Here is a 14,981-nt window from a genome sequence, read left to right as displayed (position 1 = left end):
ATGAAAGGTACCGAGCCGGCCTCACGTGCCGAGGCCGACGCGCAGCTGCGTGACCGGGCCGAGCGCCTCGTCCAGGCACAGCTGATGACCCGGGAGGATCAGGACTTCGCGCGCAGCCAGAAGAGCATGATCGGCCAGACGATGCGGGAGTACGGCGGCCGCTTCCTGTTCGAGCTGATCCAAAACGGGTACGACGCGCAGCCGCCGGACGCCGGCAGCGGGCGCATCGCGGTGGTGCTGGCGCGCGGCGAGGGCACACACGGCACTCTCTACGTAGCCAACACCGGGCGCGGATTCACCGCCAGCAACGCCCGGCGGATCCGCTCACTCGGGCTGAGCGACAAGCCGATCGGCGAGGGCATCGGCAACAAGGGGGTCGGCTTCAAGAGCGTCCTCCAGATATGCGCGACTCCGGAGGTCTACAGCACCCTCGACAGCGGAGACCCGGGGTTTTGCTTCCGGTTCGCTACCGAGGACGACGTGCCAGGGCTGGTCGGCGCGGATCCGGTGCTCACTCGGCAGATCATCGACGAGGTTTCGCTCTACAGCATCACGTTGCCGGCCGAGGGGACGCCCGCTCGGGTGGCGGCGCTGTGGGCCGACGGCTATGCCACCGTGGTGCGGCTGCCGCTCGACGAGGGCGCCGTCGAGGCGGTGGCCGAGCGCCTCGACGAGCTCGAAGCGTCAGAGGTGCCGCTCATGCTGTTCCTGAAGCGGCTGGAACGGGTCACTGTACGGAGAGAGGACGGTTCCGCCAGCGAGGAGCGGGTGCTGACCCGGGTGCGCAGCAGTGCGCCGGTGGTGGCCGGTGACTTCACCTGCGACCTTGTGACGTTGGACGAGGACGGCACATATCTGGTGCTGTCTCGGCGGGTCGATCCGGCCGCCTACCGGCGTGCGGTGCAGGAGGCGATCGACCGGCGTCAGCTCGACCCCAGGTATGCCGAGTCGACGGCGGCGGTCGAAGTCTCGGTCGCCGTGCCGTACTGGGCTGCGGACGCGGACGTCGGCCGGTGTTACACCTTCCTGCCGATGGGCCGTAAGGCGCCGTCGCCGTTCGCGGGGCACCTCAACGCGCCGTTCTTCACCGACCTGTCCCGCACCGACATCGACGAGACGAACGCGCTGAATCGGCTGCTGCTCACCTCGGCGGCGGAACTCTGCCTCGACGCGGCCGAGGCGCTCACCGGCTGGCCGGACAACGCCGCCCCCACCGCTGTACTCGATCTGTTGTGTTGGGATGACGACCGTCTGGGCCTGCTCACCTCTCGCGCCGAGGAGCAGGGCCGGCCGCTGGGCGAACGCCCCCTGCTGCCCGCGCAGGCGCCCGGCCGTTGGCTCACACCAGCCGCGGCATGGCGCTGGCCCGTACCCGACACTCGCATGCTGACCGCGGCGTTCGCGACGGCAGCCAGCGGCGCGGAGTTCCTGCGGGAATTGCCGACGCGCCGGCAGGCGCGGCTGAGGAGCCTGCTGTCGCGGCTCGGACTTGACGTGACGCCGGAGCCGGAGCGTCTGGCCGGCTGGGTCGAGCAGATGATGGCGGTGATGCAGCGCGACCGCCGCCCGATCAGCGACTGGGACCAGGCCTACGCGGACATCGCGCGCCTTTTCGAGAAGGCGCCCGAGGCGTTGCGGGCGCGGCGCATTCTGCTGACCGACTCGGACGAGCTCGCGCGGTGCGCCGGTCGGCGGACCGGCGAGACGCCCGCGAGCCGGGAGGCCGCGCCGTTCTTCCCGCCGACGACCCAGCGGATCGCCGACGAGGACGACGTCGACCCCGGCGCCGACCTGTCGCTGCCAGCGAGCCTGTCCAACCGGCTGTTCTATCTGCACAGCGAGCTGACCTGGCACGTCAACCGGCAACAGACCCCGGCGCGCAAGTTTCTGCAGGACAACCGGCTTGTGCGCGGCTTCGAGACGCGGGGCATCCTCGAACACATCCGTGCCGTGCTCGCCGACAGTCGGGCGCAGCGGGTCTCCCGGGACGCGCTGACGTTCGTCTTCAACCTGAGCCGCAGCGGTGCCCGCATCAAGACCGACCTGGCCGCCTTGGGCCTGCGACTGCCGACTGCGAACGGCGCTTGGACGGCCGCCGAGGACTGTCTGTTCTCGTCCGACTGGCCGGGCACCACCGGCAAGGAGCTGTCCGCGATCGCGGCAACTCCAAAGGACCGGTCGGCCGAGCTGTACTCGCTCGCGGGCCGGTTGCTGACATCCCCAGCGCAGGTTATGCGAGCCGGCGACCGCGTCACCGACTGGGTGGCTTTCCTGCGGCGTATCGGCGTGCGCGAGGTGCTGCCGCTCGCATCGGTACACGACAGCCGGGAAATCAACGGCCGCGACCTGACCCGTGATCGGCTCACAGCCGTGCGCGGGCTGCCCGATCCGGTCCGCGAGCAGTGGGCGAACGTCCTGCCGACCACATCGCTCACGTGGTCACCAAAAACGCCCTATGTGGCAAAAAGCCCGCTCTGGTGGATGCCGGGACAGGCCGACTGGGAACGGCTGACCGACCGGGTGCGCTTGCACTTGGCACGGCAGATCCTGCGCGGGCTCAAGGGCGCCTGGCCGGCCGACGCCTTGACGGCCGTCTGGGAACGCGACCGGCCCGGCGACAAGAACCCGCAACGGCGATGCACGCCGCTCGGCGCGTTCCTGCGTACGGTGGCCTGGTTGCCGACGCAACGACCCGGCCAGAGCGGCGGGGCTTTCGCGACGCCGGCCGAGTGCTGGACGTTCCCGGTTCGCAGTGACGACGTGCCGCCGCGGTTCGCGACGCTGCTCGCCAAGCCGATGCGGGACCTGCTCGACGACGACACGCTGGCGCTGCGGCGGCTGACCGAGCTGGGTCTGGGCGTGTGGGGCCGGGACTCCGATGCCCCGCGCCTGGTGCGCCACCTGGGCGCGCTCTTTCACACCGGTGCGGTTGCCGAGATGCACGCGGCGCAGTTCCACAACACGTACCGGGCGGCGTGGGCGGCCTGTGCCGCCCGTGGCGCCGAGGTGGAGCCGTTCCCGCCGGACACCCGGGGCTACCTCGTTGTCGACGTCGGCGGCTCGTCGACAGCGCTGCCGCTCGAGCCGGCCGGTGGCGACCAGGAGCCGCCCGACGTGGTAGTCGCGTCGCGGGAGGACGAGCAGAGCCTGCTGCGGCTGATGGCCGACTTCGGGTGGCGGGTCCTCGAGGTAGACGCGCATCCCGAGACGGTGACCGCCATCTTGCGTCGCCGCCTCGGCGACCGGGTCTCACGTGCCAGCGGCGTCACGCCGGTCGTGCTGCTGGACGGACACGAGTTCGGCCCGCCATCCGTCGCCGGCGCCCGACCGATCGTCGGCATCCTGCCGTGGCTGCCGCTGTTCGTGGCGACGCTGCTCGACCACCAGCGCAGCCACTTCACCCGCCTCGGCCAGCGGGCGTTCGACGACACGCTCGACGCGTTGCGGCGGGTGCGGGTCGCCTTCGCTGGCACGGTCGAGGTGCGCCTCGGCGAGGAAACAAGGCGGATCCCGGACCGGCTGCACGGGGTGCTGCCGATGCCGCACGCCGCGAACCCGACCCTGATCGTCGAGGGTGCGGAGCCGGAGCTGGACTGGGACATGCTGGAGGCGATGGCGGAGCCGCTGGCATACCTCATCGGCCGGCGGGACTACGCCCGCACCTTCCGGTGGGCCGCAGAGCGGACCCGGCGGATCGGCGTCCCCGTCGCCCAGCTCGCCGACGACGACGTGGCCGAGATATGCGACGTCACGGCCGAGGACGTCCGGACGATGGCGCGGCGCATCCAGTCCTCCCTGCGACCCTTACTACATCGTCTATATCCCGTCGTCGCGCATTACCTGGACGCCGAGTCGGCCGCGCCGTTCGACCCCGGCTCACCGTCAGTGGAAAGCGAGCAGGAGGCCCGAGACCGGCTTACTGCGCTGGCCGACCGACTCGACCACGAGCCGGACGAGCTGTTCGCCGCCGCGCTCGACGCACCGACGCTCGCGGCGCTCCAGCAACAGCTGAAGATCCCGGTACGCGAACTCAACGCCACCCTGTCCGGCATGGGCGGGCGCTATCCGCTCATCGACTACGGCGCGCAGCACTCCGAGGACTTCGTCGACTTCGTACGCCACCATCGCGACTCCCTGCTCGACCGGCTGCGCTGGCACCGGTGGGACCGCTTCGCGGCCGGCGACCCCCAGCCGGACTGGCCCCAGCTCCGGCGGGTCGAGTTGCTCGCCCCGGACCCCGGCTGGGCCACGACCGTCGACGTGCTTTCGACCGACCTCATGGCGGCGCGCGTCGAGGAGGAACTCGCCGCGCGGCTGGGCGAACAGCCGCCAGCCAGCGGCCCCCCTCTGCCGCGCCGCAGCGACTGCGCCAAGGCCAACGCCGAGCTGGTCGATACCGCCGCCGGCAGGCTGGCCAAGCTCGTGCGCGCCTGGCTCGAACGGCACAGCCGGCCGGTCCCCGCGCCGTGGACGGACGAGGCGTCGGCAGGCCCGGCGCTGCGCGCAACGCTCGACTCGGCCGGCGCGCTCGACTTCGCCATGCTGAGGCTTCCGGACGTGCTCTGCTGGCTGCAAACGCTTGGCGTCTGGCCGACGGACATGCCCGCGACCGACGACGTTGACGCGCTTGGTCTCACCCCCGACGACCTCGACCGCCAGAAAGCCGAGGAGCGGCAGCAACGCGCCGAACGGGAACGGCAGCGGCGGACCGTGAACATCGACGACAAACCATTCGACCTGGACGACGGCTTCACCTCGCTACGCGCGGCTCTCGACAATTCGCTGGACCGAACACCCGCGTTCCTGGCCACTCCGCGCAGGTTCAGCGGCCTCATGGAAACCGACGCTCGGTCCGGCCCAGGCGGCCGGATCGCCGGTGGCGGCTTCGGCGGCGGTGGGTTCGCGTTTGAGCTGTCAAGCCTGCAAAAGCTGGGGGTGGGTTTCGCTGGCGAGTGGTTCGCTTATCGATGGCTGGAGCGGCAGTATGGCGCCGACTTCAGCCCGGAGTGCTGGGTGTCGGGATACCGTGAGCGGGTCTTCCCCGGTACCGGTGACGACAGCCTGGGCTGGGACTTTGAAGTCCCCGGCCGGCGCGGCACCTGGTACTACGAGGTCAAGGCCACCCTCGCCGAGGGCGGTCGAATCGAGCTGGGCGAGACTCAGGTCATCGCGGCGCAGGAGAACGCCCGGAACCGGCGGTGGCGGCTCCTAGTGATCACCAACGTCATGAATGAGAACCGCCAAATCCGTATGCTCCCGAACCCGTTCGACCCGGCGAGCCGCGGCCGGTACCGCTTCGTCGGCCAGGGTCTGCGTCTGGAGTACCGCTGGTTGTGACCGCCGGCACGGCAGCGGTGGTCACCAAGCTGGAGCGGCGAAATAGACGTTACAGGGTTCGTAGGTCGGCTTGCGGGCCACGCCAACGCCCGCTTATCCAGATCGGAGGGCGGCCACCGTCGCTGCCCGCTCAACGCGGGGACAACATCGCGGTCCATGCCGCGCGGGGGTGTTTACCACCAGCGGCGTCTGACCTTGATCTCGCGTACGGGTATCTCGGAGGGGTGTAGGGGGCGTTCGACGACGGGGCGCATCGTGTGGGGTGTGATGCGGTCGCGTTCGTGTTCCTCGGCGAAGCGGGCGGCCTGTTCGTGTTCGCCGAGGTTGTCCAGGGCCTTGAGGAGGTCGGTTATCAGGATGTCGAGGCGGTGGGTTTCGGCTTCGGCGGCGAGGAACCGTTCGTGGTGGGTGACTGCTCGGTGGCCGCACCACTGGCGTAGTAGTTCGTGACGGGGTCGGTCGTGGCGACGGTACCAGTCGTACTCCCATTCCGGTGTCGTCGACCGGCTGTCGCGGCCGACGCGGTGCTCATCGCCGAACTTGCATTTGTGGCGGGACTGGGCTTCCTGCTCGATGACGAGGTCGAGGACCTGGGTCGGATGGGCGTGGCACGCGGCCTCGACCAGTTGGAGGGTGCCGGCCGGTGACAGGATGGTCCGGCCGTCGTGGTCGAACCATTCAGCCGAGGCGAGGATGTCGTCGACCGGGCCGTCGATGATCTCGCTCAGCCGGGCCCTGTCGTGGATGTCGGTGGCGCATGACACCGGGGACCAGAGCAGTTCGGCTACGTCTTCGCTGATCAGGAGGCCGAAGATCTCCTCGATGCAGGCTTCCTCTGTGTGATCGAGGCTCAGGTCGTCGATGCGTTGCCAGTTCGCCATCAGCGCGTCGAAGGTCCCGACCTCGTTCCACGGCACCCGCAGCCGCGATCCGGGGACCTTCTCCACCCGTTCGTCGGGGTCGTCGAGGAATCTGATCTCGAGGCGGGCGCTGGTCTTCTTCGGCTCGACGGCCAGGATGCGGACGCGTTCGGACGGTCCGTGGTCCGACTGCCGGTACGCCCATTCGTCGCCGACGGTGAAGCGGGAGGGGTCGATTCTCATCCAGCCGTCCTTCGGGTGAGCGTCGCTTGTTGCGTGGTACCGGGTCGTGCTGGCGGTTCGCGCCGCGATGGCGGCAGGTCCCGGCGCAGGCTCGTGCGCATCCGGCCGGAGGGTGGTGGAGGTTGAGGTGGACGCACTTCAGGCGCCGCGGTCGAGCAGCCCGTGGTGCCACGATTCGGCCTGTCGGCGGATGCCGGCGTGGGCCTGCCGGTCGTGATCAGGGCGGTGCTCCTTGCGCGGCCCATGGGGGCTCCAGTCACCGAGGAACGGGCGCAGATCGTCGGGTCCGGGTTCGGGGTTGTAATCGATGTCAGCTAGCACGCGGGGATTGCGAATGGGGTCGATCCGGTCGGCGGCGGCCCTGCCCCACGCGACCCAGCTGGCGAGGTACCCGACGACGCCGGTCCGCCCCTCGGCCGCTTGTTCAAGGGCGGTACAGAACGCGCGGATGCCGGCTGCGGTGGTCCACGCCTGGTAGGCGTTGCGGAAGGTTTCCGCGCGGATCTTGTCCGCGGCCTGGACGCGGGCGTCGGCCATCGCGGCGTGCCATCGGGCGAGGGTGGCCTCCTCCTGCCGTCTGCGCTCGGCCGCGGCTTCCTCCTGCCGCCGCCGGTGTTCGGCCTCGGCCTTCTCCCTCGCGGCCTCGGCTGCCCGCCTTCGCCGTTCGTCGGCGGTGACGCCAGCCTCGAACCCTTGGATGATCTGCGCGACGCGCTGTTCCAGACGTACGCGTGGGGTGTCGGTCCAGGTGTCCCGGTTGTCGTGGCCGGCCCGGGTGATCTCCAAGCGGAGCCTGCCGGAGTCGACGACGTCGAACTCCGCGGGTTTCATCCACGGCCGCAGGCGCAGCACCTTCAGCTCCTCGGCGGTGGGTTCGTGCGGGACCTGGTCGCGTTCCTCGGTCAGGGTGACTGTGCGTCGGACCTGCCCGGCCTGGAGGAACATCCGCGGGTGTTTCGCCTTGGTGTTGACCCCGAGCCGGTGCCCACGTCGGGCCGCCTCGCCGGCGAGCTGCCGGATCAGCAGTAATGCTCGGGGCAGTAGGTCGGAGCTGACGGCGAGGTTGGTCGGATCGGCCTCGAGGGCGCTGAACGCCAGATGCGGGTCGGTGGTGACACGTCGGGTGTTGAGCCGGATCCGGTTCCAGTCGGTCTCGTCCGGGCCGGCGTCGGTGTACAGGCGGATGACGATGTCGCCGGCGTCGCGGCCGGTGTGGCGCAGGTGGTGACCTGATGGCACAAGTCCCTGCTGCTTGAGCGCGTGAATGATCCGGCGGTACCGGGCCCGCGTTCCGCTGTCGGGGCTATCGATACGGACCATGCCGCCCTCGTGCTGTAGGCGGTCGAGCAGGTCGCGAGCCGATCGCAGCAGGTCCGCCGACGAAGCGCCGCCGGTGTCGTCGCCGGGTGCCGGCGTCTCGGATCGCGGGAGGGAAGCACGGTGGTCGGGATGATCGGGATGGTGGCCATGCTCGAGGTAGAAGCGACCGGCGTCGGTCGAGGACGCCTTCCACACCCCTGCCTTGCGTGTCACCGTCACCAGGTTCCGGTCCTGGAGCGCGCGCGCCGACCGGCGGTACTCGACGCCGTCCGGGCCGCTGAGGTCATCGCCGCCGTGGATCCGGCGAAGCAGGTCGAGCTGCCGCTCATTGAGCGAATCCCATCGCTGCACCACCCGACAGTAAGGGGCACGGCGTACTCGATGGAGCTGGACACGGCCGTATGTGGCAGCCCGGTCCGGAAGAACGAACCGAGCTGTCGGCTCCGCCTGAAACGGGCCCGTGGTTTCGGAACCCGCCCGAACAGAGGGGTCAAGGTTGAAGCCGCGTTGACACCGAACAGGATCGGGCTGCCTGTAACTACGAGCCTGTAGGCGGGTTTCCCCTCGACTCTTTTGGCCGGGAGAAGCGGCCGGGCTCGTCGTGCGCGATCAGGCTGTGCGGTGTGATGAGCGGTGCAACGCTGGTTCCGAGTGCGGCGCCGACTTCTGCGGTGGGGGTGGTCAAGCCTTCGTGAAAGTGCGCCACGGCGCGTCCCGCCCCCGCTACGAGGTCAGCGAGTTGGATCGACGGATGATCCAATGAGTCACCCCGTGCCAGCCCTCGCGGCCTGACGCCAGCCCAGACAAATCGGAAGTCTGGGTGACCCGCCGTCATGGCCTTCCACAAGATGTCGATGCGGTCGTCGGTCAGAACCTTGTGGGCGTCCATGAGCAGGCTTGCCGGCCCGATTTGCCGTGACCACTCGTTGAGCACGGCGGGCATCGCCGGGATCAACGGTTCCATCGCCAGAAGGAAGTCCGGTTCAAGCATCGTCTTCTGCAGTTCATGAGCCTGCGCGCGGCACCGTAGCAGCATGCTCAGGATGTCCGTGACCGCCCGGCGTCGCGATCGGCGCTCGGCGGCATCGAGTACCCCGAACAACTCGGCTACCTCGACCAACGCCTGTCCACGGTTGCGGATGCCGGCGAAGCGGACGAACACTCTGATCACTTCGTCGAACATGGGCGCCCCAAGCGCCCGCGGGCCCTCTTCGATCAGCTTCTGTGCATACCGCCGAGCCTGATCGTCCGCGTGCAGGTCCATCCCGTTCTCGTGCGCATACTCCTCAAGCAGCAAGTCAATGATCTTGGCTGCGACGAAGAACCGCTTGTCGATCATGAAGATGCTCGCCCTGCCGGCAAGCATGCCGCCGGGTCGCAGCGCTCCGGCGAGCACCTCAAGTCGTCGCTGATTACGGCCCCGGGCGAAGTGGCCGAACTTGAGCTCAGCGGCCTGCTCGATCCCGGCGTCGCGGCGCAGCAGGGCCAGCACCGTGTCGGCGTCGCCGTCGTCGATGGCGACCGAACCGATGGTCATGTACGGCTCGGTGGGCTGAAAAAGGGCCTCGCCATCCCAGCCGGACTCGTCTGCGGCGATCCACCGGCCGTCCGACCCGCCGTCCGTCGTTGGAGCGTTGCGGGAGTACTTGACGTAGTTAGCACCAGAGAGGCCACCTGGCGTGGCTGAGGCACCGGGGACCGGATGGACGGGAGGGCTGCCATCGGGGCCGGTCGGATCTGCCGTGCCGGGCAAAACTGCCACGCAGCCCATTCTGATGCCTTGGCGCAACGTTGAACATCCCGGAAGGCGGAGCAACCCGGTCGGAGAGCTGCAGTCAGGCGCTGCGTGGGGTCACGCTACTCAGCCTATCGTCTTGGCCGGCTGCCCAGGGCGGAGCGGACGTTTGTAGGTGCTCGGAATCGACTTCAAGGCGACTCGGGTCGGAGCATCGCGGCGAGCCGTTGTTGATTGGAAGCGATCTGCGCGAGGGCAGCTCCGCGGGGAAGGCCCCAGACACCGGCAAGGTGTTCGGCGACGGCTGGTAGGTCTGCTGGGTGTGCCGGTCTCCCGGCGCAGCGGGCGTATGGTCCGTCGGTTTCGAGTACGACATGGCGCGGAGGGATTGTCCGGAGCAGACCACCGGCCCGGGATGACCGGATCATGGCAGGATTCACCGAGAACCAGAGTCCGCCGGTGACGGCTTGCTCGGCGACGGCGATGGATCCGGTGTACCAGTGCAGGACGGCCACCACATTCGTTTGGAGCAGCCGGGTGACCGTGTCGCGTTCAGCGCCGCGGCTGTGCACGGTGATCGGTTTACGGAGGACCGCGTCGATCGCGAGCAACGCCTCGAACGCTTCCATCTGCAGGGCCTTTGTAGCGGCGCCTGCCTTGGAAAAGTCGAGCCCTACTTCGCCGACCCAGTCGGCATCCGGCAGTAGGCGGCTCAGCCGGTCCAGGTCACGGCGGTAGTGGGTGGTGACGCGGAGGGGATGCAGGCCGATGCCGAGGTGGATGCCATCTCGCCGGCCGAGCCGTGTGCGGAGGAGCCGGAAACGTCCGGGATCCTCGGTAACCGCGACGACGTGGACACCGGCCGCTTTGGCTTGGTTGAGCACAGCGATCGGGTCCGGGTAGACGTCGATGTGGCAGTGGGTGTCGAGAAGCATTGGGGTCACGAGGCGCCCAGCAGCGCAGCGAGATCGCCCTTGGCACCTTGTTCGAGCCAGGTCCGCAGTTCGACCAGACCCTGACGCCAGACCCGGAGAAATGCGGTCCCTTCGCCGCGTGGAAGCGGCCCGTTGCGCAAGATGTCGCGGTCCGGGCGGTTGGTGAATGCGCCGCTAATAATGGCGCGGAGGTCTGCCCCGCGCCGGGTACGGGGCTCGAGGAGCGCGCCCTCGGCAAGCACATTCCAAGCGTAGGTGTCGGTGTCCCAGCCGACGTGGGCCAGTGACGCCCGGCGGATGAGGCACGGGAAGCAGTAGCCGCAGTTGCCTTGGGGCCGCTTGGCGTACCGAGCGGTTTCGGGGTGGGCGCAGGAGACGCTGAGCGGGGCAAGCCGTCGCAGGAGGCCGGGGTTGCGAGACTGGGCGAGGATCTCGCCCTTCGTGGTGAGGCGGTACGGGTTGATCACCAGGTTTGGCACGCCGACCGTAGTGCTGGCTTCGGCGAGCAGGTGCATGAAATGCGGGTGGGTGGTGCGGGTGCTGAGGCTGCCGGCGCGTGCTCTGGTAAGCGGGACGTTGATGCCGATGAAGCCGTTCTCGGGCACGTACACCGGCACGTCGGGCCCGGTCGCGGTGGCCATAGCCAGCGCGGTGGACAGGAACAGCAGGGACCGTGACCGGGTGGTGTTTTCCCGCCCGGTGGGCAGCGGGCGGGCTTGGAACTGGTTCGACGGTGCCGGGCGCAAGTAGAGGCGACGCGACGTGATCCGCTCGCGGCCGTAGTGGGCGACGAGCTCACCCAGTAGGGCGACCTGGGCGGTCGACGCTTGGCCGCCCTCGTGGTGTGACAGCAGACATAGTCGTCGCTGCGGGTCTTCTTCGAGAAGGTCGATGACGCCGCAGAGAGAGTCCAGGCCGCCGGAGAACAGGCAGATGCCATCGGCTTCGAGTCCCATCGGCCGGTCGCCTCTGGGAACGCCTGGCACTCGGACGAGTGGATGGCGGCGTTCGTAGTAGGGCTCGATGTGCCAGTCGTCGCCGGTCAAGAAGCCCAGCGCTGTGTCCCACTTTGCGCTGGCCCAGACATCAGCGTCGGCGACAGGCACCCGCAGTTGCAGGCTGCGGGTCCAGGCATCTGCGGTGGGGCGTCGGCGGGCGGTTCGGTCGACGCAGTAGGCGCCGGCGCCCAGCAGCATGAGGTCGGCACCGGCGCGGGTGGGCCGCCAGCCGGCGAAGAACTCCGGCCCTCGCTCCCCGGTCTGCATCGTGGCCGCGCGGTTGCCGGGTGCCCAGTCCAGGATCCGGACGTCCGGTGAAGGCGGCAGGGGATGGGCAAGGTCGGTACGTAGCAGGTAGGAGGTCACTCGTCGCTCCCATCCAGGGCTTCCAGCGTCTCGTAGACCGCGCCGATGGTGTCGTCGGCGATCTGCCGGCCCTGCGATCCGGCCCAGTCGATGGTGAACGGGTCCTCAGGCAGGCGCAACGCCACGAGGTCGGTGATGAGTTGGCGCATGTCCGCGTCGGCCTGCCGGGCCGCCTGCTGGTCGGCCAGGCGCCCGAGCCGTTCGGCGATCACCGGCATCCGGTTGTAGATGTAGCGGGCCAGGAACATCTCCAGCATGGCCTGCATGTCGTCGCGGGTGACGGTCGCCGCGGCAAGATCCTGCCAAGTGTCGGCGTCGGCGAAGACCTCGTCCAGCACGTCGCACGCCGCGTCACGCGCGGCTTGCGAGTCTAGGTCGTCTCCGTCGCCGGCGAGCAGCGTGACGAGGCCGTCGAGAACGTCGAACCGGTCCCGGCCGACGAGCTCGGCCAGACCGAGTGCCTCCAGCGTCGGCGCCAGTCCTGGCCCGCCCATCCCGGCAAGCAGACCGCCAAGGCGTTGCATCCCGGCGCGACCGGCGCTGGCCGACCCGGCAGCCGCACCGGCACCGCCGAGCACCGGAACATGCCGGGCCAGGACCCGTAGCGCGCGGTCCCGCTGCCGGACATCGCCCGAGCCGAGCCCGCGCACGTAGGAGGCGGTGGCATACTTAAGCGGCGTCCAGGCGCCACCACTGCCCGGTGTCCGGTCGGCGGAGGTTCCCATCAGCGACCGCTCTGCGCCGCCAGCCGACGAACGGTCGTGACCGCCCGCTCCAGCCCGGAAACACCGCTGCCCTGCCAACGATCGAGCAACGCCACCACGGCCGGGTGGTCCAGCGGAAGGTTCCGCGCCACCGACGCAACCCGCTGCGCCGGCACGGCACTCACCGGTACCTGCATCAGCGCCTCGCACACGATCTGGACAACGTCAGGAATGCGCGCCACCAGCTCTGCAGCGGCGGTGAGTGCCAACCCGGCGGGGTTGCGGACGACGGCGTCGAGCAGCGCCGGCATCAGCTGCTCGCGTTCCTCGACCTCCAGCGTCGTGACCGTGTTCACCGCGGCCCGCCGGGTCGCAACGACGTCGGACTGCAGGTTTGCGAGCAGCTCTTGCAGGCGAGGCGCCAGCCGCGTCGCCACCACACCCAAGGACAGTTTGTCCCGCGCGTAGGTGAAGTACGGTCGCAGGTCGTGGCCGGCCAACGCCGGCTCCAGCTGCAGCCATGCCCGCATGTGCTCCCGCCCAACCCACTCGGCGACCTCGGACGGCAACCGTGGTCCTGGATCAGGGTCCGCACCACGGCGAGCCCGCACCCGTGAGCGCGGGACGGTCGGCGGGTTAGCGCCTTCGGCGTCTGAATCGATTCGGTCCGGCCCGTCTGCTGGCGTGTCCGGTTGATCGCCATCGGCTGAATATGCCGAGCCACGAACGTGAGTCTCGGCCAGGCGCAGTTGCTCGACCGTGCCCGTGGCTGCCATCTGCCAGTCGAACAGCTTCTTGAAGTCGCCGAAGTGCTGTTCCTCCAGTACCAGCAGCTTGGCGATCACGGCCGGGTTCAGGTTGATCGACCGCCGCTGCGCGCTGCGGAGGCGCAGCATCACATTGTTGAGGAATCGCTTGAGCTGCCGTGGATTGCCCCGCAGCCCGCCGGTGAGCGCAGGCGCGATATGTCCCGCCCACATCAGGTCGTCGACCAGCGGCTTCGGCAACTCCTCGACGCCGAGGCATGCCTCGGCAACGCCCAGGTTGAATCCGACGCCGAGCGGGTTCTGCACCCGTCGTTGCCGCACCGTCTCACGAACGGTGGTGAACTGCTCGTCGGCCAGCCACAGCTCGGCCAGCAGCAGGTTCATGTAAGTCTCGGCCTCGGCCGCCGACAGAGCGGGGATCGTGACCTTCAACTGCAGCATCTTCTCCAGGTAGTCGGCACCGATGCCGCTTCCGTCGGCTCGGCGCAGCTCCGGATACCGCGAGTCGATCGCCGACTCCACCACCAGTTGGTGCGCAGCCACCACGAACGCCGTCTTCGGGCTGTTGAGGAAGAGCCGCACTGCCTCGAACGTATCGACCACCGACTCGGGCAGGCATCGGTCCAGGTCGTCGATGAGCACGACGACGGCGCGCACGTGTGTCAGGTTGCCGACCAACGTGGCGAACTGCTCCTTGAACGCGCGGACCTCACCGGTCGGATCGGCCCCTGCGCTGCGCTCGGCGTCGTTCGGCGGATCCTGCAGTGCCTGCTCGCCCGCGCCGGCCGCCGCGCCGAGAATCGATGTCCCGGCCTGCACCAGTTCTGGCGACGCCAGCGACGGGTCGACGAATCCGGCCATCCCGGACAGCACCCCGGGTGCGGTAGTCAGCGCCATCCGCCCAAACACGCGGCCCCGCCCCCGGAAGGCCCGAAGCCTCCGCCGCAGCCACGACACACGCTCCTGGTCCTCGGTGTCAGTGACCTCGCGTTCCAGGCGGTCGAGGACGGCGGCCATCAACGCCACCTTGACGTCGTCGTAGTCCTCGTATTGCCACGGGCTGAACTCGACGCAGACGTAGTGACCGGGCTCGTCGCCGTCGCGCAGCGCTTCGAGCTCGGCATGCACGATCTTCAGCACGCTGCTCTTGCCGGACCCCCAGTCACCCAGCAGCCCGATCGTCAGCGGCAGCAGCCGCGGCTCGGTCAACGCAACGAACAACGAGTCGACCACGAAGTCGAACCCGAGCAGGTCCTCGTCGGTCTCGTTGTCCGCCCACATCACAACCTCCGCCAGCACACCAGCGTGCGTAGCCGCGCCACACGAGCGGGCAGCACTCATCTATACACGGCGGGCCGGCGGACAGCCAGCGGGGCACCGAACTCACCGGTACCAGCGCTGTCGGCGCGCCTCGTTCGGTTGCTGAGCTGCCCCCGCCACCCCTCCTTCACACCACCGCCGAAGCGCGGGTCAGGCTAAGCCGAAGCCAGACGCCGAGTCGGGCGCAGCACGTCGCAAGAGGACGAAACAGCGGTCGATGGGAAAGTGGAGCCGAGCAGCTCTTATGCGCTTCCGCTGAGCATCAGCAGGCGATCACAGCGACATACCCGTGCGACAGGGGCAGGAGGCCAGCAACGGGAGAAGCCGCAGGTCATCAGCCTGCAGACACAAGCGGAGCGTCGTCTTAGGAAACCGATGCTCTATCCCCTGAGCTAC

8 protein-coding genes are annotated in these 14,981 nt (G+C 69.0%); 1 reads left to right on the top strand and 7 read right to left on the bottom strand.

All coding sequences use genetic code 11. The features are described from left to right. The gene (locus ACN26Z_RS04915; protein ID WP_421460048.1) at window positions 1-5,337 is read left to right on the top strand and encodes a sacsin N-terminal ATP-binding-like domain-containing protein; all 5,337 of its coding nucleotides are present in this window, start codon (window positions 1-3) and stop codon (window positions 5,335-5,337) included. A 173-nt stretch (window positions 5,338-5,510) separates the two neighbouring features. Here the strand turns inward: ACN26Z_RS04915 and ACN26Z_RS04910 are convergent, their stop codons facing one another. From ACN26Z_RS04910 to ACN26Z_RS04880, 7 genes are all read right to left on the bottom strand, one after another. Next, the gene (locus tag ACN26Z_RS04910) at window positions 5,511-6,440 is read right to left on the bottom strand and encodes a hypothetical protein (RefSeq protein ID WP_421460047.1); all 930 of its coding nucleotides are present in this window, start codon (window positions 6,438-6,440) and stop codon (window positions 5,511-5,513) included. A 138-nt stretch (window positions 6,441-6,578) separates the two neighbouring features. Next, entirely contained in the window at window positions 6,579-8,111 is a 1,533-nt protein-coding gene (locus ACN26Z_RS04905; RefSeq protein ID WP_421460045.1) for a hypothetical protein, read from the bottom strand. A gap of 187 nt (window positions 8,112-8,298) precedes the next feature. Next, on the bottom strand, window positions 8,299-9,522 hold the full coding sequence (locus tag ACN26Z_RS04900) for a hypothetical protein (protein WP_421460043.1): 1,224 nt from the start codon (window positions 9,520-9,522) through the stop codon (window positions 8,299-8,301). A gap of 164 nt (window positions 9,523-9,686) precedes the next feature. After that, window positions 9,687-10,430 carry a TatD family hydrolase gene (locus ACN26Z_RS04895; protein WP_421460041.1) on the bottom strand — a complete coding sequence of 248 codons (744 nt, stop codon included), beginning with the start codon at window positions 10,428-10,430 and terminating at the stop codon, window positions 9,687-9,689. A gap of 5 nt (window positions 10,431-10,435) precedes the next feature. Further along, complete coding sequence (gene qatC, locus ACN26Z_RS04890) at window positions 10,436-11,794, bottom strand: Qat anti-phage system QueC-like protein QatC (protein ID WP_421460039.1); 1,359 nt, start codon at window positions 11,792-11,794, stop codon at window positions 10,436-10,438. Continuing rightward, on the bottom strand, window positions 11,791-12,519 hold the full coding sequence (locus tag ACN26Z_RS04885) for a hypothetical protein (RefSeq protein WP_421460038.1): 729 nt from the start codon (window positions 12,517-12,519) through the stop codon (window positions 11,791-11,793). Before ACN26Z_RS04885 ends, qatC begins: the two co-directional genes overlap by 4 nt. Further along, window positions 12,519-14,546, bottom strand: coding sequence for a P-loop NTPase fold protein (locus tag ACN26Z_RS04880; protein ID WP_421460036.1), 2,028 nt, complete (start codon window positions 14,544-14,546; stop codon window positions 12,519-12,521). The genes ACN26Z_RS04885 and ACN26Z_RS04880 overlap by 1 nt, the downstream gene beginning before the upstream one ends. Between the last annotated feature and the right edge of the window lie 435 nt (window positions 14,547-14,981).

Source organism: Verrucosispora sp. WMMD703, assembly GCF_049178935.1.
GTDB classification, from domain to species: Bacteria; Actinomycetota; Actinomycetes; order Mycobacteriales; family Micromonosporaceae; genus Micromonospora; species Micromonospora sediminimaris.
Note: the sequence above shows the minus strand (reverse complement) of the source record. Positions and strands in the feature narration are given on the sequence as shown.